The following is a 21,945-nucleotide window of genomic DNA, read 5'->3' on the forward strand; positions in this document are numbered from 1 at the left end:
AACCCTTCGTCAGACTTAACTGAAACCGCCGTATACGGATCCGTACGTACGGTGGTGTGAGAGGTCGGGGGTTAGTCGCCCCCTCCTACTCGATTTGAACCGGACAGAGGGGAAGGGATTGGTTCTTTGCCGGCGATCTGTGATAAAATGGAGGCATTCGATATAAAGGCAATTCTCAGGTAGGGGCAGCAGGGAGGGAGCAACTGATGAAAACATTCAAGCTGTATTCGATTTGCTTGCTAGAAGGTAAAGCAGACAGCGTGGAACAGAAAAAGATTTCAATCGAAGACGGATTAATCATTAACATGGAAAACCCGGAGAAGACGTGGTACATTGAAGCCGTGTTTGCTCGTACTGAGCTCGACTTTTTTGAACGGATCCAAAGAGAAGACCGCCATATGCTGGCCGATGTTGTGATCACTAGTAAAGAAAACCAGCCGGCTACGATGATTACGAAATTAAAGGCGATCACGAAGTTATCTGAACAAATCAGCGTGTTATTTGAAGCAAAGCTCGCTCAGAAAAAAGGCGAGCTGTTTGAGAGCGTGCTGAAAGATTTAATTGAAAAAGGACTGAGCGGCGAGGAACTGCTGCAGGAATTCCGTCTGCAAACCGCCAGCCGGATCGCCCATTCCCAGCATATGCTGGACGAGCTCTACCGCTCACTGCAAAAAAACAATGAATTGAATTTGTAAGAGCATGGTTCAAAAGTGGTTTGCTTTTGAACCATGCTCTTATGCAAGGAGCGGAGCCGCTGCAAGGTTTTGAAAGTCAGCTGGAAGCGGGGTTCTTCCAGCTGACGGGCAGCGTGCGGAGCCCTTGCACTACCTCTCGCGTGGGTCATTCATGGGAGGCGTGGCTTCGTTCTGTGCGCGGCTGGAAGGAAAGAAGGCCGCTTTCCTTCAGCTTTTAAAATCAGGCGCAGGCTCCGCACACTGCTTCAAGAGCTTGAGATAAAAGGTAAAGCGAACCTTTTATCTCAAGCTCTTTTGCATAGAAAGCTGCTTTTTCCCCATACTAACACTACTACAATATAGGTGGAGCGGGGGAGCTTGAGATGCAGGAGAAAAAGACATGGGATATTCTTTCCATTTCGTCTATTCCGTTAGTAATGACGTTGGGAAATTCAATGCTGATTCCGGTTTTGCCACAGATTGAAAAGGAGCTGTCGATTTCCTCCTTTCAAGTGAGTATGCTCATTACCGTTTATTCCATTGTCGCGATTCTTTTTATTCCTGTAGCCGGCTATATTTCTGATCATATCGGCCGGAAGAAGGTCATTATTCCGAGCCTGATCATCGCGGGAATCGGTGGGCTGCTCTCCGGATTTGCTTCGTGGCAGCTGGAGTCGCCGTATACGATTCTTCTTGTGGGGCGCCTGCTGCAGGGCGTGGGCGCAGCTGGAGCCTCTCCGATTGTCATGCCGCTAGTAGGCGATATGTATGTAAAAGAGGATGATGTCAGTAAAGGGTTAGGAATGATTGAAACGGCCAATACGCTTGGAAAGGTGCTCAGCCCGATACTTGGCGCAGCGCTGGCGACCATTGTCTGGTTTATGCCTTTTTTTGCTTTTCCAGTCTTTTGTATCATTTCGATTTTGCTGATGATCTTTCTTGTAAAGTCCCCGCCTTTAAAAAAGGAACCGATTCGCTTCCGTAAGTTTTGGCAAAATATAAAGGTGATCTTTAAGCGTGAAGGAAGATGGCTGTATGCTGTGTTTATCGTTGGCGGCATTTGCATGTTCGTGCTTTTTGGTGTGCTTTTTTATTTGTCGACGATGCTTGAGGATGACTACCATATTGACGGGATAAAAAAAGGGATTATTTTGGCGATCCCATTAGGAGCGCTTTGCTTTGCTTCTTATGCAACGGGGAAAGCGATCGGCCAGAACAAGAAAAAAATGAAATGGATGACGGTTGTCGGGATCGCTTTATTAACCATCGCGATTTTTTCCGTTTCCTTTTCGAAGGATGTGTATATTTTACTAACCGCTCTGTTTATTAGCGGTGTCGGAATCGGGATTGCTTTGCCGAGCCTTGACGCTCTTGTGACAGAAGGGATTGCGATGGAACAGCGCGGTTCGATCACGTCTTTTTACAGCAGTATGCGTTTTGTTGGTGTCGCGCTTGGTCCTCCTGTTTTTGCTTTATTCATGAAGCTGTCTCATTCGACGATGTTCTTGCTGAATACACTTGTCTGTCTGCTTGCCCTGGCGATCATCCTCTTTGCGATCAAGCCGGAGGAAACCGTTAAGGCGACATGGTAAGGAAAAGAAATAGTAATTATCGGCTTTCCTCGTTATACTTGACGTAACAAGTGGAAAAGGATGACCGATCATGAAACAGTTTATCGATCAGAGGGGCTGCCAGGTGCGGATTGTCTTTGGAGAAGAAGCAAGCTTGTCTCCGACGGCGAAGCATGTTTGGATTGTCTGCCGCTATCAGGGAAAATGGCTGTTGACGAACCACAGGAAACGAGGCTGGGAATTTCCTGGAGGGAAGGTAGAGGAAAGAGAGTCTGCAGTCGAAGCGGCGAAGAGAGAAGTATACGAAGAAACAGGAGCGCGGCTGGAAGCCGTGCATTACCTTGGGCAATATGAAGTAGCCTGTCAGCAGGAAACGATGTATAAAAACATTTATTTTGCGACGGTGAAGGAGTTGCAGCAGAAAGATGATTATTTGGAAACAGCGGGTCCGGTCTTGCTCGAATCCTTTCCTGCGGCTGTAGCAAAGGATGAGCGCTTCAGTTTTATTATGCAGGATCAGGTGCTTCCGCTTGTGCTTGCTGAAATCGTAAGGAAAGGCTTGCTTGCTGAGTGATAGGAGGAGAGGGCGCAAACCGTTGCCGGTTGCTCTCCTCTTTTTTGAATGGAACGGCTTAAAACCTTTTAAGCAAATAGCTTTCAAACAGCTCGACGCCTTTATACATAACGGTTGCCAAAATCGCGATGACAAACAGGCTCATCAGGACGAGAGTAAAGTTAAATACTTGGAAGCCGTAAATGATCAAATAGCCGAGGCCCTGCTTGGAGACGAGAAATTCCCCGACGATGACGCCGACCCAGGCTAAGCCGACATTGACTTTTAAGGTCGAGATGATCGTCGGCAAGCAGGCCGGAAAAATAACGTGCTGAAATGTCTGCGTCTTCGTCGCTCGGAACGTGTGCATCACCTTTAAATAGTTTGGATCGACTTCACGAAAGGCGGTGTAGACGACCATTGTCGTAATAATGACGGAGATCAGCGCCCCCATTGCCACGATTGAGGTGAAGGTAGGTCCGAGACCGACAATGAGCAGGGGCCCGAGTGCGACCTTCGGCATCGAGTTCAGAATGACGAGATAAGGGTCAAGCACCTTCGAGAGGAAGCGCGACCACCAGAGCAGAGCGGCAAGGGCTGTACCAATGAATGTTCCGAGCAGGAAGCCGAGGATCGTCTCAAGCAACGTGACCGCTGTATGCCCCAGTAAAGAGCCGTCTGTCAGGCGTTCGATAAACAGCTGGCCAATCCGGCTCGGCATACTGAAGAGCAACGGATCAATCCAAGTAAGACGTGCCGCCAGTTCCCAGAAGAGAATAAAAAGGACGAACAAGCTGAGCTGAACGGTGAGAACTAGACGCTTTTCTTTTTTTAGGGTAGTTAAATACTGCTCGTGTAACGCCTCAAGTGTTCGTCTCAACGTGTTCCATCTCCTTCCATATTAACTGAAACAGCTCATTGAAACTCGGGTGGCTCCTTGCTTCAAATGGTAAGGCGGAGGCGATTTCCTGCGGCATCGTGAAGGTTCGATGAATTCGTCCCGGTCGTGGAGTGAGGAGAATAATCCGGTCAGACATCGCGATCGCTTCGCCGATATCATGGGTGACGAGAATCGCTGTTTTATTAGCTTTTTTCAATGTGCTGAAGACGAGGTCTTCCAGCTTGAGCTTTGTCTGATAATCGAGCGCTGAAAACGGCTCATCTAACAAAAGCAGGGAAGGGTCTGTCGCGAGCATCCGTACGAGTGCAACGCGCTGCCGCATTCCACCTGATAATTGATTCGGATAATGGTCCTTTTTATCTCCTAAGCCGATTTGTTCAAGCCAGTTGAGCGCCCGTTTAAGCGACTGGGGTGAATAGTCTCCGCGAATTTTTTGACCGAGGGTGACATTGTCCTCAATCGTCCGCCATGGAAATAAGTAATCCTGCTGCAGCATATAGCCGATGTTGGCTCCTTTTTCGGAAGTAGGCTGGAGCTGACCATCGATCTTAATTTGCCCGCTCGTCGGCACGAGCAGGCCGGCGATCAGAGAAAGCAGCGTCGTTTTGCCGCAGCCGCTCGGACCGAGAAGGGAGATAAATTCTCCCTCCTCAACAGAAAAAGAAATCGACTCAAGCGCCAGCATAGCTTCGCGCTCGGTAATATAACTGCATGTGACGTCGGTAAGCTCAAGAATAGACATGTCGCATTCCTCCTACTCCATGACCTTCTCTGCTATAGAAGTGTCTACAAGGATGTCATAATCAACATGCTGCGGCAGTTCACCGGCCTCTTCCATAATAAGCTGCAGATTATCCCACGCTTCTTCCTGGACAATCGGCGAGGTGGCGAAAGAGCCTTGAGCGTGGTAGCGTTCTACCACTTGAGCGATCAGCTCGACAGGCGTATCTTCAAAAAAGTCGACAATGGCTTCGGCGACCTCTTCTGCCGGCTGCTGCTCGACCCACTGCTGACCTTTATAAAGCGCGCGGGTGAACCGTTCCAGCATTTCAGGGTTTTCGTCCAGCATGCTTTGCTTCGCGATAAAGCCAGTGTAAGGAACCGAGCCTGATTCCGTGCCGAAGGATGCGATAATGTGACCGATGCCTTCATTTTCAAATAACGTGGCCTGCGGCTCAAAAAGCTGAACAAAATCACCGGTTCCGGAAGCGAACGCACTTGGAATGTTACCGAAGTCAATGCTCTGAATCAGCGTCAGATCATTGTGCGGATCAATCCCATTCTTTTTCAGTACATGCTCACCGACCATCTGCGGCATCCCGCCTTTGCGCTGGCCGAGGAACGTGCTGCCTTTTAAATCCTCCCAGGAAAAGGAATCGAGCTTTTCCCGCGAGACGAGAAAGGTGCCATCTGTCTGCGTGAGCGCGGCAAAGGTAACAGCCGGATCTGACGCCTCCTGCGCATACACATAAATGGTTGTCTCCGCGCCGACGAGGCTGACGTCAGCCCCGCCTGACAGCAAAGCGGTCATCGCTTTATCGCCGCCCCAGGCCGTCGTCAATTCAAGCTCAATGCCTTCCTCTTCAAAGAAGCCTTGAGCGACCGCCGCGTAAAAAGGAGCATAAAAAATCGATCTTGTGACCTCAGCGACGCGCACTGTTTCTGTGTTTGACGAGCCGCCAAACGTACAGGCACTTGACGCCGCTACGAGCAGCAGGACCGCAAACAAGGCTGAAGCCTTTTTCCATATCGGCATAACGGTCATCTCCTTTAAAAATAGTGTCGATTACGATAGTGTATGAACAAAGGAGAAAATGTGTGTTTACCCACTAGAAAGGAGGTTGCAGATGAAGCGCTTAATTGACAAAGTCAAGATTCCTTCGCCCCACCCCCGCATTTCCCTTTATTTGATTACATATTGGAGTACGGGCTTACGGGTTAAGGGCTATCTCGCTATCCCTGATGGAGAAAAAAAGCTGCCGGGACTTCTCTATTTACGGGGCGGAATAAAAAATGTCGGCATGGTCAGGGTGCAGCGCCTCATCCAATGGGCAGCTGAAGGGATGATCGTGCTCGCTCCGTTTTACCGTGGAAATAAAGGAGGAGAAGGAAATGAGGACTTTTGCGGAGATGACCGTGAAGATGCCTTTGCCGCCTTCGATCTTCTGCAAAGCGTGCCTGAAGTTGAATGTGAGTCCGTCCACATTCTTGGATTTTCAAGGGGCGGGGTGATGGCATTGCAGACTGCTTTGGCAAGGCCGCAGGCAAGCTCCGTCACTTGCTGGAACGGGGTATCCGATATGGTTCTGACATACGAAGAGCGCGTTGATCTGCGCAGAATGATGAAACGGGTCATCGGGGGAACGCCGAATAAGTATCCAGAGCGCTACCGCTGGCGAACGCCTCTTCATGAGCTGGGCGAGCTCAAGCCGCGGATATTGCTTATCCATGGAGAAAAAGATGAGCACGTCTCGCTAGCTCATGCCCTGCTTGTGGAACAGGCATGCAGGCAGGCGGGGAAGGAAGTTGCGACCTGGTATTTCCCTCAATACACTCATCATTTTCCGCCAAAGGAACAGCGCGTGATTTTATCGGAAGCTGCCAGGTGGATGAAGGGGAAGGAGAAAGACAAAACGAAAAAGAGTAGCGGATTGTAGCAAGCATCTTCACTCCATGCGTAAGGGCTGTGACCAAAGGTTGTTTTTACCTTTTGCCACAGCCCCTTTATTGCGTAGCCGTCCTTACTTAGGTCCGGCTGCTTTAATAGTGTCGCTGATATTATCGAATTTCTTGAAGTTTTCTTTGAAATTAGCTGCTAATTCTGCTGCTTTTGCATCGTAGGCAGCTTGATCGGACCAAGTATCACGCGGTTTTAAGACAGTGTCCGGTACTCCAGGGCAGTGAAGCGGGATGTGAAGACCGAAAATCGGATCAACCGTCGTTTCAACTGTGCGGAGCTCGCCGTGCAACGCCGCCTGAACCATCGCCCGGGTATGCTGGAGGTTCATTCTGCTGCCGACGCCGTAAGGGCCGCCAGACCAGCCTGTATTGACGAGGAAAACATCGACATCATGCTGGTCGATCTTTTCACCGAGCATTTCAGCATAACGGGCAGCAGGTAGTGGCAAAAACGGTGCGCCAAAGCATGTTGAGAAGGTCGCTTCAGGCGAAGTGATGCCACGCTCTGTTCCGGCTAATTTACTCGTGTAGCCGGAAAGGAAGTGATACATCGCCTGCTCCTTTGTCAGCTTGCTGATTGGCGGCAGCACGCCGAACGCGTCAGCTGTTAAGAAAATAATCGTATTTGGGTGTCCCGCCAGACTTGGGAAAATCGCGTTTGGAATCGCTTCTAATGGATAAGCGGCGCGCGTATTTTCCGTTAACGATACATCGTCGTAATCCGGCTCGCCGGTTTTTTCATCAATCACGACATTTTCAAGAACGGTGCCGAAGCGGATCGCGTTCCAAATTTGCGGCTCTTTTTCAGCTGATAAGTTGATACATTTCGCATAGCAGCCGCCTTCAATGTTAAACACGCCGTTGCTTGACCAGCCATGCTCATCATCGCCGATTAACGAGCGGTGAGGGTCGGCGGAAAGAGTTGTTTTCCCGGTACCGGACAGCCCGAAGAACAAGGCGACGTCGCCTTCCCGGCCAACATTGGCCGAGCAGTGCATCGAAAGGACATCCTGCTCAGGAAGTAAGTAATTCATCACGGAGAAAATCGATTTTTTCATTTCTCCGGCATATTCGGTTCCGCCGATGAGGACAATTCGTTCCTCAAAGGAGACGATAATAAAGGTCTCGGACAGCGTACCATCGACCGCGGGATCAGCTTTGAAGCTTGGCGCTGAAACGATCGTAAACGCATTATCGTAAGATTCGGCATCTTCAGCCGTCGGACGGATGAACAATTGACGGGCGAAAAGCTGCTGCCAGGCAAATTCGTTAATGACTTTTAACGGTAAACGGAATCCTTCATCGGCGCCGGCAAAGCCTCTTGACGCGTAAAGTTTATCCTTTTGCCCTAAGTGGCGGACAACTTTTTGGAAAAGACGGGTAAAAACATCTTTTTCGATCGGCTGGTTTACAGCTCCCCAGTTAATTTTATCCTTAACGCTTTCTTCCTTCACAATAAATTTATCTTTAGGGGAGCGGCCCGTATAGGCGCCTGTTTCGACGCTTAATGCACCGGTAACAGAAAGCTTTCCTTCGCCGCGCATTAACGCCTCCTCGATTAGAGATGAGATCGGTAAATCATGATGGACCTGGTCCTGATTAAGTAACTCTGCTAGTTCTGTCTGTAGGCTAATCGTTTTCATTGCCGCACCCTTTCTTTCATCATATAATTTGGTTAACATTAACAGCTTTAACTTGGTTAATAGTATAACACATTTAGATTAATAGTCTATACTATTAGCGAATTTTTTTTATCGTGCGAATTATAAAGAAAAAAAGGTACCTGTGTAGCCAAAAAAGGCTGTCATCCAATTAACTGGTTATTTTGTCGACATTTTTTTCCTTCTGCATAAGATGGAAGTATCAGGTAGAATGACCGGACAGATAATGATAAGGAAGAATCAACCCGTTTCCTTATGTTAATCTTGTCCACTTGCGGTTGACAGTACACGTGATGTGCGATATGATATGCGTCGAACGGATACTCTTATCCTGAGTTGGCGGAGGGACAGGCCCGAAGAAGCCCAGCAACCAATACTCAAAGCCATGAGTGTTAAAGGTGCTAACCTGCAAGGCTATTTGCCTTGAACGATAAGAGGCGAAAGGTAAACATTCAACCCTTTTCCTCGATGGAAAAGGGTTTTTATCGTTTATACACGTCTTAACCAGGAAGGTATCTCCCATTCTGTGGGACATGAGTGCCGTCTCAAAGAAAGACACATGCTAGAGAGAAGGCAGTGTTTAAAGGAGGAAATCAATCATGACAGAGAAAAGAAGCCGTCGTTTGTTTACGTCTGAATCTGTAACGGAAGGACATCCTGATAAAATTTGTGATCAGATTTCAGATGCAATTCTTGATGAAATTTTGAAACGGGATCCAAACGCCCGTGTAGCATGCGAAACGTCTGTGACGACAGGTCTTGTCCTTGTGGCGGGAGAAATTACGACAAGCACATACGTTGATATTCCGAAAACGGTCCGGGAAACGATTAAAGGAATTGGCTACACTCGTGCCAAATACGGATTTGATGCCGAAACATGCGCTGTTCTTACGTCGATTGACGAGCAATCCGCTGATATTGCGCAAGGTGTTGACCGCGCGCTTGAATCGCGCGAAGGCCAGATGACCGATGAAGAGATTGAAGCGATTGGTGCGGGGGATCAAGGCTTAATGTTTGGTTATGCTAATAATGAAACGAAAGAGCTTATGCCGCTTCCGATTTCGTTAAGCCATAAATTAGCACGACGTTTGACAGAAGTACGGAAGGAAGATGTTCTTCCTTATTTACGACCTGATGGAAAAACACAGGTTACCGTTGAATATGACGAACATGATCAGCCGCTGCGGATTGATACGATTGTTATCTCCACTCAGCATCATCCTGAAGTTTCCCTGGAGCAGATCCAGCGCAATCTGAAGGAGCATGTCATTAAGCCGGTTGTGCCGGAAGAGCTGATTGACGAAGATACGAAGTACTTCATTAACCCGACAGGCCGTTTCGTCATCGGCGGGCCACAGGGCGATGCCGGATTAACTGGACGGAAAATCATCGTCGATACTTATGGCGGCTATGCGCGTCACGGCGGTGGGGCGTTTTCCGGTAAGGATGCGACAAAGGTTGACCGTTCCGGTGCTTACGCGGCCCGCTATGTCGCGAAAAACATCGTCGCGGCCGGTCTCGCTGACAAATGTGAGGTTCAGCTTGCCTATGCGATCGGAGTTGCCCGTCCGGTTTCGATTTCTGTCGATACGTTCGGAACAGGAAAGGTTTCTGAGGAAACGCTTGTTACACTTATCCGCGACAATTTCGATCTTCGTCCAGCGGGGATTATTAAAATGCTCGATTTACGTCGACCTATTTATAAGCAAACAGCTGCTTACGGACATTTTGGCCGCACGGATGTTGAGCTTCCTTGGGAGCAGACAGATAAAGCGGACGATTTGAAAGCGCAGGCTGGTTTGTAAAAAAAAGAGAAACAATGTACCTGGTTTTTAAAGGCTGGGCCAAAGGTGTTTTTTCCTTTTCCCCAGCCTCCAAGAAATGAGCGGAAAGCGTGCCGGCTGGGTGTTACATCGCTGGCTGAAAGCATCTTTTGCAGGAAGGCAATCGCTTTGTTCCCTACTCGTCTAAAGAGTATGGGAGCTATTTTTTTTGGTCACACTAATGAATAGGGAGGTGATTGAACATGGCGCAAGATGTATTATGCGAAGTGAATAATTGCGTATATTGGGAAGATGGAAACAACTGTAACGCTGACAGAATTTATGTCGTGAGCCACAAAGGAGAGCAGGCCGCCCGCTCTGAAGAAACGGACTGCAAAACCTTTGAACCGACCCACTAAAGAGTGCTTACAAATGTCAGCGGTTGTGCTGGAACGAACGGATTTGTTGCTTCGGGGCTTGAGACAAAAGGAACCAACCCTTTTGTCTTAAGCTCTTTTGCGTTGTACATATAGTATTGATAATAATAATCAATCTTATACACTTATTGTTTTGTCTCGGCAATGACCTGCTTATAGTGCTGGCCTTTTTCTACATATTCACGCCGGATTCGGGCCATTTCTGCCAGGTCATCTTCATTCAGCTCACGGACGACCTTTGCCGGGCGGCCAAAGGCCAGCATGTTCGGCGGTATTTTTTTTCCTTGGGGAACTAGGCTGCCTGCCCCGATAAATGCTCCCTCGCCAATCTCAGCGCCATCGAGAATAATCGAACCCATGCCGACTAATGCTTTTTTGCGAATCGTACAACTATGTAGCATCGCCTGATGTCCGATTGAGACATCGTCCTCCAGCAGCAAAGGGTATTTCGGACTTTGATGAAGCATGCACTGATCCTGAATGTTTACACGGTTGCCAATCCGTGTAGGGGAGACATCGCCGCGGATGACAGTATGAAACCAAATGTTCGTTTCGTCGCCAATTGTTACATCACCGCTGACAATGACACCGTCTGCTAAAAAAGCGCTTTCTGAAATGACCGGGTATTTTTGCTTATAAGGGTAAATCATCTGCTCACTTCCTTTGCCTTTAGTCAAAAAATCGCTATACTTATTTTAACAAAATTTATAAGGGGAGGCTCCTTCTTTTCACTAAAAAGAAGCAAGGGGGAATACATCATGTGGAAATGGGAAGCAGAAGAGCCGCGCGGAGTCATTGTAAGCGTTCATGGAGCCGGGGAGCATCATGCCAGATATCAATGGCTGGCTAAAAAATGGAATGAGCACGGTTTTGATGTCGTAATGGGTGATTTGCCGGGCCAGGGCAAAACAAGAGGAAGACGGGGACATATTCAATCATTTAACCAATATATTGAAACGGTTGAAGAATGGATGGAGGAGGCGAAAATCAAGCAGCTGCCGATCCTGTTATTTGGTCATAGCATGGGGGGACTTGTCGTCATTCGTACGTTAATGGAACGTCCTCAGCTTCTCGTAAACGGGGTAATTTTATCATCGCCGTGTTTAGGCTTAAGTAGGCCTTTGCCGAAAACAAAGGAGCTGGCGGCCAAAGTCTTTCATCGTGTGGCGCCGACCTTCAGTGCCAATTCCGGTATCCGTTCCGAGGACGCGACGCGAAATGAAGAGGTCCGCGCGGCGTATCTTCGCGACGAGTTACGGGTCCAACGGGTCTCGATCCGCTGGTATCAGGAGCTTGTGAAGGCGATGCGGATTGCGCACCGCTATCCGGAGAACTTTCCGAATGTCCCTTTATTAGTCGTCCAGGCTGGTGAGGACCGGATTGTGAATAAGTATGATGTCAGAGACTGGTTCGACCAGCTTCCGCTGACAGAGAAATATTATAAAGAATGGGATGGGCTGTATCACGAAGTGTTTAATGAACCTGAGCGCGAGGACGTATTTCGTCAGGCGATCGGCTTTGTAAATTTGCTTTTTCCGTAATAAAGAAGGTCTTAGTTGTTGCGGATTTTGAATTATGCTAGTGTTACATGTATTGAGTTGAACCAAGGAGGATTATGCAGTGGGTGTTCCAACAAAGCCGATTCCGTTATTAATCAACATTTATAAAGAGGTGCTGCCAACCGTTCATCATTATTATAATCAATGGAAGGAACGTGCCGCCGAAATTCCAGATGATGAGCTGCGCTCACAGGCACAGGATGCGCTGGAGAGAAAAGCGTTTCACTGTGAGGGCGGGGGCGTCTATGGCTTAATTGCGAAAGAAAATGGCCGTTTTGAAGAACTGATTCAATTTATGATTGCGTATCAAGTCACCTGTGATTATTTAGATAATCTTTGTGATCAAAGTCCGTCGCTCGACCCAAATGATTTTCGCTCCTTGCATCAGGCGCTGCTTGACGCCCTGACTCCAGGCGCCGAGCCCGGAAATTATTATCAGTTTCGTCAGGAGCATGAGGATGGAGGTTACCTCCATGCCCTCGTTCGGACGTGTCAGGAGAAGGTAGCCTCGTTTCCGTCCTTTCAAAAGCTGCAGCCGGCGATGAAGGAGCTGAGCGGCTATTACGGAGATTTACAAGTACATAAACATGTTATAAAAGAAGAAAGAATTCCGCGGCTTGAAAGCTGGTTTGAGGAGCATCGTCATAAAGTCCCGGAGATGACATGGTTTGAGTTCTCGGCCTGTACGGCCTCCACTCTTGGTGTGTACGCGCTTGCGGCGTACTCGACCACGCCGGACTTGAGTGAGGAAACAGCCACGCTCATTAAAAGCGGCTATTTTCCATGGATGCAGGGACTTCATATTCTGCTCGATTATTTTATTGATCAAGAGGAAGATATTGCTGATGATGAGTTGAACTTTCTATTCTATTACCGCGATGAAAAAGAGATGATTGAGCGTTTTCAATTTTTTGCTGAAAAAGCGGAAGAGAGCTTAGCAGCGTTGCCGGATCCGAAATTTCATCGGATGCTGATGCGCGGGGTGATTGCGATTTATATCGCTGATGAAAAAGTGCAAGGCGACAAAGAAATGAAGCAAAAGGCGAAGCAAATGATTAAAACGGGCGGCTTGCCGACGATGATCTTTTATTTGAATCGCTGGATGTTCCGCCGTGGAAATTAAGAGGACCAATGGGTGAGGCAGCCGTTCCGCCAGGACGTTTTCCGGCTTATTTACAGTATTGTGTAAACAGCATTTGTTGCTTAAAAAAAGAATCCGAAAGGGAGCAACTCCCCTTTCGGATTCTTTTTTTTAAAGATAAGAAAGTATAAAAATTTTCGGGTTGATTCGAGAAAGGACGCTACGCGTTTTTCTTATTTATAACCATTGACGATAACGTCGAGCTTGCCGGTTGTCGGACAAATCACGAGGCCATGCACCGGAGTGTCGGCCGGAAGCAATGGATGCTGATTGACCATCTCAACGCTGTGCTTGACGCTTTCTTCGACCGTTTGAAAGCCGGTCAGAAACTTGTTAATGTCAATTCCTGAGTATTCCAGCTTTTTCAAGATGTCAAGGTCGACTCCGCGCTCTTCCGCTTTTTGCAGAATACTGTTTGGTTCAAGGCCTGCCATGCCGCAGCCATGATGTCCGACGATCATCACTTCATCGGCTTTTAGCTCATAAAGGGCAACGAGAATACTGCGCATAATACTGCCAAATGGATGAGAAATGACAGCTCCGGCATTTTTAATAATCTTCGCGTCGCCATTTTTCACGTTCATCGCTGATGGAAGAAGCTCAAGCAGACGTGTATCCATACAAGTTAAGATGACGAGCTTCTTATCAGGGAATCGGGTTGTCTGGTATTTCTCGTATTCTTTCTTTTCAATAAATTGATGATTGTGTGTAATAATCGAGTCTAGTAGTGTCATCGCTAGCCACCCCCAGTTAATTTTCTACATTATTTAAGCAAAGCTGTTTTTTGTCAAGAATTATCTCTTTTCAAGCGCCAGCACAAACGGTGGATGATTCGCTTGATTAATAAATTGATAGGTCAGAACGTGGGCATAACGCTGATCAATGCTTTCGGCATAGGAGAGCAGCTCCTTTTTCTCATGCTGACCTTCACGGTGTCCATGATAAATGACGAGGACGATAATGCCGCCTGGCTGCATTAGCTCAAGCAGCGATTGCACGGCGGAAATCGTTGATTCCGGCCTCGTGACAATCGCTTTATCTCCGCCCGGCAAATAGCCGAGGTTGAAGATTGCCGCTTTCAGGCGCTGAGCGTTGGCGCCAGCCAGCTGGTCGGCGGCATGCTCATGGCTCTGCTGAAAGAGAGTCACTCTGTCTTCAAGCCGCGCTTCCCGCAATCGTGCCCGCGTGTTCTCAATTGCGGCCGCCTGAATATCAAAGCCGAGCACCTGTCCCTCTTCGCCGACAAGGCCGGCGAGAAACACCGTGTCATGCCCGTTGCCGACTGTGCAATCAAGCGCTGTATCCCCTTCTTCAAGTGCCTTTTCTAATAAAAGCCGCGCAAACGGCAAAATTCCCGGTACGTTCATTAAACTGAAACCTGCTCTTTCTGATAAAATTTCCCCTGCCAGCTGTCTCGTGCTTTCAACTCCGCTTCAATTGCGTTCAGCACGCTCCATTTGTTCATGCTCCACATCGGTCCGATCATCAGATCGCCGGGCCCGTCTCCCGTTAAGCGGTGAATAATCATCGAAGGCGGGAGAATCTCCAGCTGATCGACGACAAGCTTCACATAGTCATCCAGGCTCATCAGCTCCAGCAACCCCTTTTCATATTGCTTGACCATCGCTGTTTTCTTTAACAGATGGAGCAAATGAATTTTGATGCCCTGCACGTCGAGCTTAGCGACCTCCTTCGCCGTCTCAAGCATCATCTCATAGCTTTCGAGCGGGAGGCCGTTAATAATATGGCTGCACACGCGAATGCCATGGCGCCGCAGCTTGGTGACGCCGTCGACATAGCATTGATAGTCATGGGCGCGGTTGATCAGCTGCGCCGTGCGCTCATGGACGGTTTGCAGCCCTAACTCCACCCATAAGTATGTCCGTTCATTCAGCTCCGCCAAATAGGCAACGACATCATCAGGCAGACAGTCCGGTCTTGTCGCAATGGCCAGCCCGACAACGTCCTTTTGCGCCAAAATCGTTTCAAAATAGGTTCGAAGCGTTTCAACCGGAGCGTACGTGTTCGTATAGGCCTGAAAATAGCCGATGTATTTGCCCTGCTTCCATTTTCGGTGCATCCGCCCTTTAATCGTCTCAAATTGCGTCACAAGATCATCGGCACGATCCCCGGCAAAATCTCCCGAGCCCCGTTCGCTGCAAAAGGTACAGCCGCCAAAAGCGACGCTGCCGTCACGGTTTGGACAGTCAAAGCCGGCATCGAGAGGGATCTTGAATATTTTTTCGCCAAAGTGTCGGCGTAAATGATGGTTCCAACTATGATATCTCTTTTCTCCAAACAGTTCCATCGGCTTCTTCCTTTCTCGTATCCTCACCCTATATTGTAGCATGTTCACTAGAGGAGGAAAAAGCAATGGATGGCGGCTGCGGCAAATGGAAAGATTTAGAGCGCAGCTTGACAGTGTGCGTGCGAATTCATACAATACAAGTAAGTTCATACGCAAACGTAGACAAGGATTAGCAGTCACACTTGGGAATAGAGAGCTGGCAGATGGTGCAAGTCAGTGGAACAATATGGTGAACTCGCCTTAGAGTTTTAAAAGTGAAAAACGAGAGTAGCTTTTGACGGGTCACGTCCGTTACACGTGATAAGTGAATGAATGATAAGTTCATTAATATGGGTGGTACCGCGGGAAGTATACAGACTCTCGTCCCTAACAACAGGCAGTGTTGGGGAGGGGAGTTTTTTTTAGAGCAAAGAGAATGGCTTCACTCATTACATTAAATTAAGAAAAGCCGCTGCGCGGTTTTCTTATTGGATCTCAATCATTCTATGCAGGTCAACGATCTAGCAATGGCTATCAACAGGAGGATGAAAGCAATGTCATTTTCACATGAGCAAATTGAGCAAAAGTGGCAGAAATATTGGGAGGAACAAAAGACGTTCCGCACGACAGAAGATGAAGATAAGCCGAAGTTTTATGCTTTGGACATGTTCCCATACCCATCTGGAGCAGGGCTCCACGTCGGGCATCCGGAAGGCTATACGGCTACAGATATTTTAGCAAGAATGAAACGGATGCAAGGGTATAATGTTCTTCATCCGATGGGATGGGACGCTTTTGGCCTACCGGCTGAACAGTATGCGCTTGATACAGGGAATGATCCGGCTATTTTCACCGAGCAGAACATCAATACGTTCCGCCGCCAAATTAAAGAGTTGGGCTTTTCCTATGACTGGGATCGCGAAATCAATACGACTGATCCCGAGTATTATAAATGGACGCAATGGATCTTTACGAAGCTATACGAAAAAGGCTTAGCCTACATAGATGAAGTGGCTGTCAACTGGTGTCCGGCGCTTGGGACCGTGCTGGCGAACGAGGAAGTCATCGACGGCAAGAGCGAGCGTGGCGGCCACCCGGTGGAACGCCGCCCGATGAAGCAATGGATGCTGAAAATCACGGCCTACGCCGACCGTCTACTCGAGGATTTGGAGGAGCTTGATTGGCCGGAAAGTATCAAGGATATGCAGCGTAACTGGATTGGCCGCTCTGAAGGGGCCGAGGTGACGTTCAAAATGGACGGGCATGACGATGCTGAAGTCAAAGTTTTTACGACAAGACCGGATACGTTGTTTGGCGCGACGTATATGGTGCTTGCCCCTGAGCATAAGCTAGTCGATGTGATTACGACAGAGGAGCAGCAGGAGGAAGTAGCAAACTATAAAGCGCAGGTTGCGGCGAAAAGCGACTTGGAACGTACCGAGCTTTCAAAAGAAAAAACCGGTGTCTTTACCGGAGCGTTTGCTATTAATCCGGTAAATGGGGAGCGGATTCCGGTGTGGATCGCTGATTACGTTCTCGTCAGCTATGGAACCGGGGCGATCATGGCTGTGCCAGCTCATGATGAGCGTGACTATGAGTTTGCGAAAACGTTTGATTTGCCGATCAGAGAAGTAGTCGCCGGCGGCGACGTGGAGAAAGAAGCCTATACAGGCGACGGCGAGCATGTGAACTCCGATTTTCTCAACGGACTTGATAAGGAAACGGCGATTCGCAATATGATTGATTGGCTTGAGGCCAATCATTACGGAAAGAAGCAAATCACCTATCGGCTACGTGACTGGCTGTTCAGTCGCCAACGCTATTGGGGGGAGCCGATTCCGATCATCCACTGGGAAGATGGAACGATGACGCCGGTTCCGGAAGAGGAATTGCCGTTGATTTTGCCGAAAATGACGGAAATCAAGCCGTCAGGTACCGGCGAGTCACCGCTTGCCAACGCGAAGGATTGGCTCGAAGTCGTTGATCCTGAGACAGGCAAAAAGGGTCGCCGTGAAACGAATACAATGCCGCAGTGGGCGGGCAGCTGCTGGTACTTCTTACGCTATATCGATCCGCATAACCCGGATGCGCTTGCTGATCCGGAGAAGCTGAAGAAATGGCTGCCTGTTGATATTTACATCGGTGGAGCGGAGCATGCCGTCCTTCATTTATTATACGCTCGTTTCTGGCATAAATTCCTGTACGATATTGGCGTCGTCTCAACGAAGGAGCCATTCCAAAAGCTGTACAACCAGGGGATGATCCTCGGTGAAAATAACGAGAAGATGAGCAAATCGAAAGGAAATGTTGTCAATCCGGATGATGTCGTCAAAAGTCATGGAGCGGATACGCTGCGTCTGTATGAAATGTTCATGGGGCCGCTTGACGGTTCGATCGCCTGGTCAACGAACGGTCTCGATGGGGCACGCCGCTTCCTTGATCGCGTTTGGCGCCTGTTTGTGAACGAGGAAACGGGAGAGCTGAATCCGGCCATTCAGGATGCAGAAGGCAGCGCGGAATTCATGCGCGTTTACCATCAATCGGTGAAAAAGATTACCGACGATATGGCAGAATTGCGCTTCAATGTTGCAATCTCGCAAATGATGGTCTTTATTAATGAAGGCTACAAGCAGGAGATCTTGCCGAAAGCGTTGATGGAAGGCTTCGTAAAGATGCTTTCGCCAATCGCGCCACATCTTGCTGAGGAACTGTGGGAGAAGCTTGGACATCGCAACACGGTCTCTTACGAAGCATGGCCTGAGTATGATGAAACACAGCTCGTGGAAAACGAAGTCGAAATCGTCGTGCAAATTAACGGAAAAGTACGGACGAAGCTGACGATTCCGGCTGAGGCAAACCGTGAGCAAATGGAGGAAATCGCCAAACAGGATGAGAAGGTCCAAGCGGCGATTGCAGGCAAGACGATCCGCAAGCTGATCGCCGTACCAGGCAAGCTGGTGAATATCGTCGTCGGTTAAAGGCAGATCCGGCATCATAATATGAAATGATGCATACTTTTTAATCGTCTGATAAAAGTCAAGCTTGCGCTGGAAATCATGGCAGCGCACCTCTTTTAAGCCCGGAGCACAAGGTTGATTTTCACCTTTTGCTCCGGGCTTTTTTAAAAGATAAGAAAAGTCGCTGTGCGGTTTTCTTACCAGCCTTTGCGAACTCGCAAACTTGTAATATGGGCAATATGATGTTTTCCGTGCCAGGCGTAGTTGCCGATATTCCAGCCGAGTGTCACTTGACCGCTTTCCGGATGGAAGAAAGCCTTCTCTAAGTCAGTAGGGGTAAGAGAGCGCAGCAAGGAAACCCATCTTTCATGCAACGCATCAATCAATTGTAAGGAAACGTCAATCGGAAGCTGTGAATCAGTAAGCTCGGCCCATTTCTGCTCATTGTACGGCTTGATCGTAGGACTGTCTTCTGTCAATGCCAGCTTAAAACGCATGTACGCATTGAGATGGCTATCCGCAAGATGGTGAACGACCTGACGGATGGTCCACCCGCCGGCCCGGTACGGAGTATTAAGCTGCTCCTCATCTAAGCCGGTCACTGCCGTACGCAGCGCTTGCGGTGTTCGCTCGATCTCATTAATCCAGCCTTTAACCGCAGTGCTTGAAGGTTCTTCGCTACTTTCAAATAGACCAATCGGATAACGCTCGTCCATTCTTATCCCCTCCGAATGTTTGATCATTACTTGTATTTCATCCATAATAATAACATTTTTTTGAAATTATTGACAAAGCAAAGGGGCTGGAAAAAGGGTATGTTTTTCACCTTTTCCCAGCCCGTGCTGACGAGTTTTGTCTCAAGCCCGGGATGTCCCGGTCAACTTATTGAAATAATTCCTCCGTTTGCTGCCAAAGTTGTAAAGCCAGCTGGTGATCGACGGCCCAAGGCTTGACGCCCTTCCGTACTTGGTCGTCAACAGCGATGGGGGAAATATCGCAATTTTCGCAATAGACGCCTCCGTACTTGTCCAGCTGCGGGCTTGTTGCACACCAGACGATCGTGGCTGCCCCTTCCGGAATTGTCTTTCTTTCCTCGTCATAGCTGTCATAGCCCCGCTCTCCGGCAGAAGTGAGCGCACCCATGGCCGCCATTTCCTCCTTCGATAAATTGACGGAAAGGTTCGTCACAATACTTCCAGGGTGGATCGCAAACGAACGAATCAGCTCGTTCCGATAAAGCTGATCCAACGCGACGCTCATTAAGGAAACGGCAGTCTTTGATTGCCCATAGGCTTTCCATTTATCATACTCGGTATGGAGGAAGTTAGGATCCTCAAAATGAAAAGGTGACCGCCAATGCCCACGTGAGGATAAATTGACAATTCTTGCCCCACGCGCTGCCCGAAGCTGTGGCAAAAGCGATTTTGTAAGATGATAGTGTCCTAAATAATTGACAGAGAGTTGCAGCTCATTGCCGAGGGGATCTCTTTGCAAAGGGATCGCCATAATACCGGCGCAGTTAATTAAAAGATGTAACGCGGTGTAATGGTTTTGAAACCATTTGACAAATCTTTCAATTGTTTCACGTTTGCTGAGGTCCATTTCGGTCTCGTAAAGCACAATATTGGGAAGCGAAGCAAGCGATCCGGCTGCTTTTTGGGGATTTCGTACCGGAACAATGACGGTGGCACCCGCCTCGGCTAGGGACGTTGTTGTCTCCAATCCAAGACCGGCAGCCCCCCCTGTCACAATTGCCGTTTTTCCTGTCAAATCAATTCCTTTTATAACATCCTTCGTTGTCGTTCTGGCTGTATAACCTGTTTGCAAAGGCTGTTGTTGCATTATGTTCCGCCACCTTTTAGTTTACTAAAGTGAGAAACCTTGTATTGAATCTTTTCCAGAATCATTTGCCGCTTTGCGAGTTCAAGCTGCATCTTCTGTTCATGCTCCTGCAAAATCGCGTAGCAGGTTGAATAATCGTCCAAGCGATACGCATGAACATAATGTTTAATCTGCTCCAGCGGCATGTCTGTATCGCGCAAATGGACAATGAAGCGAAGATATTCAACATCCTGCTTACGATACATTTTGTATCCGCGGGCATCTTTTGCAGGAGTTTCAATAAAGCCCAACGTTTCATAATAACGAATGGTGGGAATAGGCAGGTTGACTAATCGGGCGACTTCGGAAATTTGATACAAGCTTCTCACCTCCTTTTCAACGTTACACCGTAAAGTTAACTTTATGTCAAGGCGCTTTTCGGAAAGAAAATAAAGCTGAACAAAGACAGAACAGAAGAGGGAGGACAATTCTGTTCCGTCCTGTGGTTATGTGGATAAAGATGTGGATAAAAATAGAGTCTTTTCCTTCTACGTTAGATAAATAATGAGTAAATGACTGTGTATAAAAAATGTATAGGTTTGGCCTTCTGTTTGTGGACAATGTGGATACTAGTTGTGGATAGCCTGTTCCGCCGCGGATTTCCCGGCCGTGTATCCTGTGGAAAAGGCGCACGTAATATTGTAGCCACCTGTATAACCGTGGATATCAAGCACTTCTCCACAGAAGTACAGTCCGTTTTTCTTGCGTGATTGCATCGTTTTCGGCTCTATTTCTTTGATTGAAACGCCACCACCGGTCACAAATGCTTTTTCGATCGAAAGCGTCCCGTTCACCTCGATGGAGAAATGCTTGCAGCTGTGGGCAAGAGCGCGCCAATGGTCATGAGAAACAGTCGACGAAGGCAGCTGTGAATCAAGCTGCAACCGTTCATACAGAAAGAGCAAAAAGCGCTCGGGCGCGAACCCTTTCAAATTGTTTTTGAGCGACTTTTTCGGCTCCTGCTTCGCTTTGGCAAGCAGCTGTTGAAAAAGCGCTTCTTCCGACTGCTGTGGAAAAAGGTCAATTTCCATCCGGATCGAAGGAGTGTCGAATTTCTTTAACGCCTTGACGACAAATTGACTGCAGCGCAAGGCAGCCGGCCCTGAAATTCCAAAATGGGTAAAAATCATATCACCTTCGTGCGTGATGATTTTCTTGCCTTTCGGATTAAAAACGGTTAATTCAATATCGCGTAACGACAGTCCTTGTAGCGATTTCGCTTGAATAAACGGCTCGTCCGACGTAATCGGCACCTCGGTCGGATAGAGCTCGGTGATCGTATGGCCGGCTTTTTCCGCCCACGGGTAACCATCGCCGGTGCTGCCGGTGTGCGGCACCGATTTGCCGCCCGTGGCGATAATCACCGCTTTCGTCGGAAGCTGCCCGCCGTCTTTTAACAGCACCTGTGAGACAGCATCTTCAGTATACTCCACCGATCGGACCGCCGTGTTCGTACGAATCTCGACGCCAAGCGCTTTTACTTGTCCGAGCAATGTCTCGACAACGGTGGCGGCTTTATCGTTAACCGGAAACATCCGACCGCGGTCTTCCTCTTTCAATTCAATTCCAAGCCCTTCAAAAAATTGAATAATGTCCTCATTATTAAAAACGGAAAACGGACTGTGCATAAACCGACCGTTTCCAGGAATATTGGCGATCAGCACGTCAAGCGGACTGCGGTTCGTCACATTGCAGCGTCCGCCGCCGGAGATCGCCAGCTTGCGCCCGAGCCGGTCACCTTTATCAAGCAGGAGCACGCTCGCGCCATGGCTCGCAGCGCCGATCGACGCCATCAGTCCGGCCGGGCCCCCTCCAATTACAATTACATCATGCATATTGCTACACCTTTCTGCCAGCAAATTTAAGCTTTTTACTTTTTTA

Annotated in this window: 21 protein-coding genes, 1 riboswitch and 1 other annotated feature; of the genes, 9 read left to right on the forward strand and 12 right to left on the reverse strand. The window is 48.5% G+C overall.

The genetic code is table 11. From position 1 onward, the window contains the following. The first annotated feature begins 206 nt into the window (after positions 1 to 206). The 3 genes from ABMB67_RS09695 (at position 207) to ytkD (ending at position 2,819) form a co-directional block, all read left to right on the forward strand. Entirely contained in the window at positions 207 to 695 is a 489-nt protein-coding gene (locus tag ABMB67_RS09695) for a YwpF-like family protein (RefSeq protein WP_251223708.1), read from the forward strand. A 362-nt stretch (positions 696 to 1,057) separates the two neighbouring features. Then, positions 1,058 to 2,266 (forward strand): bacillibactin exporter BcbE, encoded by a 1,209-nt coding sequence (bcbE, locus tag ABMB67_RS09700; RefSeq protein ID WP_251223709.1) that lies wholly within the window; start codon positions 1,058 to 1,060, stop codon positions 2,264 to 2,266. A 70-nt stretch (positions 2,267 to 2,336) separates the two neighbouring features. Next, complete coding sequence (gene ytkD / locus ABMB67_RS09705) at positions 2,337 to 2,819, forward strand: RNA deprotection pyrophosphohydrolase (protein WP_251223710.1); 483 nt, start codon at positions 2,337 to 2,339, stop codon at positions 2,817 to 2,819. 58 nt (positions 2,820 to 2,877) lie between these two features. Here ytkD and ABMB67_RS09710 read toward each other — a convergent pair whose 3' ends face one another. From ABMB67_RS09710 to ABMB67_RS09720, 3 genes are read right to left on the reverse strand one after another with little or no spacing between them, the layout of a single operon-like run. Further along, positions 2,878 to 3,678, reverse strand: coding sequence for an ABC transporter permease (locus ABMB67_RS09710; protein WP_251223711.1), 801 nt, complete (start codon positions 3,676 to 3,678; stop codon positions 2,878 to 2,880). Continuing rightward, entirely contained in the window at positions 3,662 to 4,441 is a 780-nt protein-coding gene (locus tag ABMB67_RS09715; RefSeq protein ID WP_251223712.1) for an ABC transporter ATP-binding protein, read from the reverse strand. Before ABMB67_RS09715 ends, ABMB67_RS09710 begins: the two co-directional genes overlap by 17 nt. A gap of 12 nt (positions 4,442 to 4,453) precedes the next feature. After that, entirely contained in the window at positions 4,454 to 5,455 is a 1,002-nt protein-coding gene (locus tag ABMB67_RS09720; protein ID WP_251223713.1) for an ABC transporter substrate-binding protein, read from the reverse strand. A gap of 91 nt (positions 5,456 to 5,546) precedes the next feature. Between ABMB67_RS09720 and ABMB67_RS09725 the strand changes: the two genes are divergently transcribed. Then, positions 5,547 to 6,356 (forward strand): alpha/beta hydrolase family protein, encoded by an 810-nt coding sequence (locus ABMB67_RS09725; RefSeq protein WP_251223714.1) that lies wholly within the window; start codon positions 5,547 to 5,549, stop codon positions 6,354 to 6,356. Between the two features lie 84 nt (positions 6,357 to 6,440). Here ABMB67_RS09725 and pckA read toward each other — a convergent pair whose 3' ends face one another. Continuing rightward, positions 6,441 to 8,021, reverse strand: coding sequence for a phosphoenolpyruvate carboxykinase (ATP) (gene pckA, locus ABMB67_RS09730; RefSeq protein WP_251223715.1), 1,581 nt, complete (start codon positions 8,019 to 8,021; stop codon positions 6,441 to 6,443). Positions 8,022 to 8,362: 341 nt separating this feature from the next. Next, positions 8,363 to 8,476, forward strand: a riboswitch (SAM riboswitch). 162 nt (positions 8,477 to 8,638) lie between these two features. Between pckA and metK the strand changes: the two genes are divergently transcribed. Both metK and ABMB67_RS09740 read left to right on the forward strand, forming a co-directional pair. Beyond that, positions 8,639 to 9,844 carry a methionine adenosyltransferase gene (metK, locus tag ABMB67_RS09735; protein WP_251223716.1) on the forward strand — a complete coding sequence of 402 codons (1,206 nt, stop codon included), beginning with the start codon at positions 8,639 to 8,641 and terminating at the stop codon, positions 9,842 to 9,844. A gap of 221 nt (positions 9,845 to 10,065) precedes the next feature. Further along, positions 10,066 to 10,221, forward strand: coding sequence for a DUF1540 domain-containing protein (locus ABMB67_RS09740; protein WP_354571939.1), 156 nt, complete (start codon positions 10,066 to 10,068; stop codon positions 10,219 to 10,221). A gap of 143 nt (positions 10,222 to 10,364) precedes the next feature. Here ABMB67_RS09740 and ABMB67_RS09745 read toward each other — a convergent pair whose 3' ends face one another. Next, the gene (locus ABMB67_RS09745; RefSeq protein ID WP_354571940.1) at positions 10,365 to 10,889 is read right to left on the reverse strand and encodes a gamma carbonic anhydrase; all 525 of its coding nucleotides are present in this window, start codon (positions 10,887 to 10,889) and stop codon (positions 10,365 to 10,367) included. A gap of 108 nt (positions 10,890 to 10,997) precedes the next feature. On the opposite strand from ABMB67_RS09745, the gene ABMB67_RS09750 reads away from it, so the two are divergent. Both ABMB67_RS09750 and ABMB67_RS09755 read left to right on the forward strand, forming a co-directional pair. Continuing rightward, complete coding sequence (locus tag ABMB67_RS09750; RefSeq protein ID WP_251223719.1) at positions 10,998 to 11,780, forward strand: alpha/beta hydrolase; 783 nt, start codon at positions 10,998 to 11,000, stop codon at positions 11,778 to 11,780. Positions 11,781 to 11,859: 79 nt separating this feature from the next. Beyond that, positions 11,860 to 12,921 (forward strand): tetraprenyl-beta-curcumene synthase family protein, encoded by a 1,062-nt coding sequence (locus ABMB67_RS09755; protein WP_354571941.1) that lies wholly within the window; start codon positions 11,860 to 11,862, stop codon positions 12,919 to 12,921. Between the two features lie 191 nt (positions 12,922 to 13,112). Here the strand turns inward: ABMB67_RS09755 and ABMB67_RS09760 are convergent, their stop codons facing one another. Genes ABMB67_RS09760 through mnmL form a run of 3 tightly spaced genes read right to left on the reverse strand, consistent with a single transcriptional unit; the run spans position 13,113 to position 15,247 of the window. Then, entirely contained in the window at positions 13,113 to 13,673 is a 561-nt protein-coding gene (locus ABMB67_RS09760; protein WP_354571942.1) for a beta-class carbonic anhydrase, read from the reverse strand. A gap of 60 nt (positions 13,674 to 13,733) precedes the next feature. Beyond that, entirely contained in the window at positions 13,734 to 14,306 is a 573-nt protein-coding gene (gene mnmM, locus ABMB67_RS09765; protein WP_354571943.1) for a tRNA 5-(aminomethyl)-2-thiouridylate-methyltransferase MnmM, read from the reverse strand. Further along, positions 14,306 to 15,247 (reverse strand): tRNA modification radical SAM protein MnmL/YtqA, encoded by a 942-nt coding sequence (gene mnmL / locus ABMB67_RS09770; RefSeq protein WP_354571944.1) that lies wholly within the window; start codon positions 15,245 to 15,247, stop codon positions 14,306 to 14,308. The genes mnmM and mnmL overlap by 1 nt, the downstream gene beginning before the upstream one ends. Positions 15,248 to 15,397: 150 nt before the next feature. Further along, positions 15,398 to 15,618: a binding site (T-box leader), on the forward strand. Between the two features lie 162 nt (positions 15,619 to 15,780). On the opposite strand from mnmL, the gene leuS reads away from it, so the two are divergent. Beyond that, positions 15,781 to 18,204: a leucine--tRNA ligase gene (leuS, locus tag ABMB67_RS09775; protein ID WP_354571945.1), complete on the forward strand. Its 2,424-nt coding sequence runs from the start codon at positions 15,781 to 15,783 to the stop codon at positions 18,202 to 18,204. Between the two features lie 176 nt (positions 18,205 to 18,380). On the opposite strand, the gene ABMB67_RS09780 is transcribed toward leuS, so the two are convergent. The 4 genes from ABMB67_RS09780 to ABMB67_RS09795 all read right to left on the reverse strand — a co-directional run bounded on the left by ABMB67_RS09780 (position 18,381) and on the right by ABMB67_RS09795 (position 21,899). Beyond that, on the reverse strand, positions 18,381 to 18,899 hold the full coding sequence (locus tag ABMB67_RS09780) for a YfiT family bacillithiol transferase (protein WP_251223725.1): 519 nt from the start codon (positions 18,897 to 18,899) through the stop codon (positions 18,381 to 18,383). Between the two features lie 166 nt (positions 18,900 to 19,065). Then, on the reverse strand, positions 19,066 to 20,025 hold the full coding sequence (locus ABMB67_RS09785; protein WP_354571946.1) for an SDR family NAD(P)-dependent oxidoreductase: 960 nt from the start codon (positions 20,023 to 20,025) through the stop codon (positions 19,066 to 19,068). Further along, positions 20,025 to 20,384, reverse strand: coding sequence for a MerR family transcriptional regulator (locus ABMB67_RS09790; protein ID WP_251223727.1), 360 nt, complete (start codon positions 20,382 to 20,384; stop codon positions 20,025 to 20,027). The genes ABMB67_RS09785 and ABMB67_RS09790 overlap by 1 nt, the downstream gene beginning before the upstream one ends. 249 nt (positions 20,385 to 20,633) lie before the next feature. Next, positions 20,634 to 21,899 carry a BaiN/RdsA family NAD(P)/FAD-dependent oxidoreductase gene (locus ABMB67_RS09795; RefSeq protein WP_354571947.1) on the reverse strand — a complete coding sequence of 422 codons (1,266 nt, stop codon included), beginning with the start codon at positions 21,897 to 21,899 and terminating at the stop codon, positions 20,634 to 20,636. Positions 21,900 to 21,945 lie beyond the last annotated feature (46 nt).

The sequence above is a fragment of the Halalkalibacter oceani genome (assembly GCF_040544555.1).
GTDB classification, from domain to species: Bacteria; Bacillota; Bacilli; order Bacillales; family Bacillaceae_D; genus Halalkalibacter; species Halalkalibacter oceani.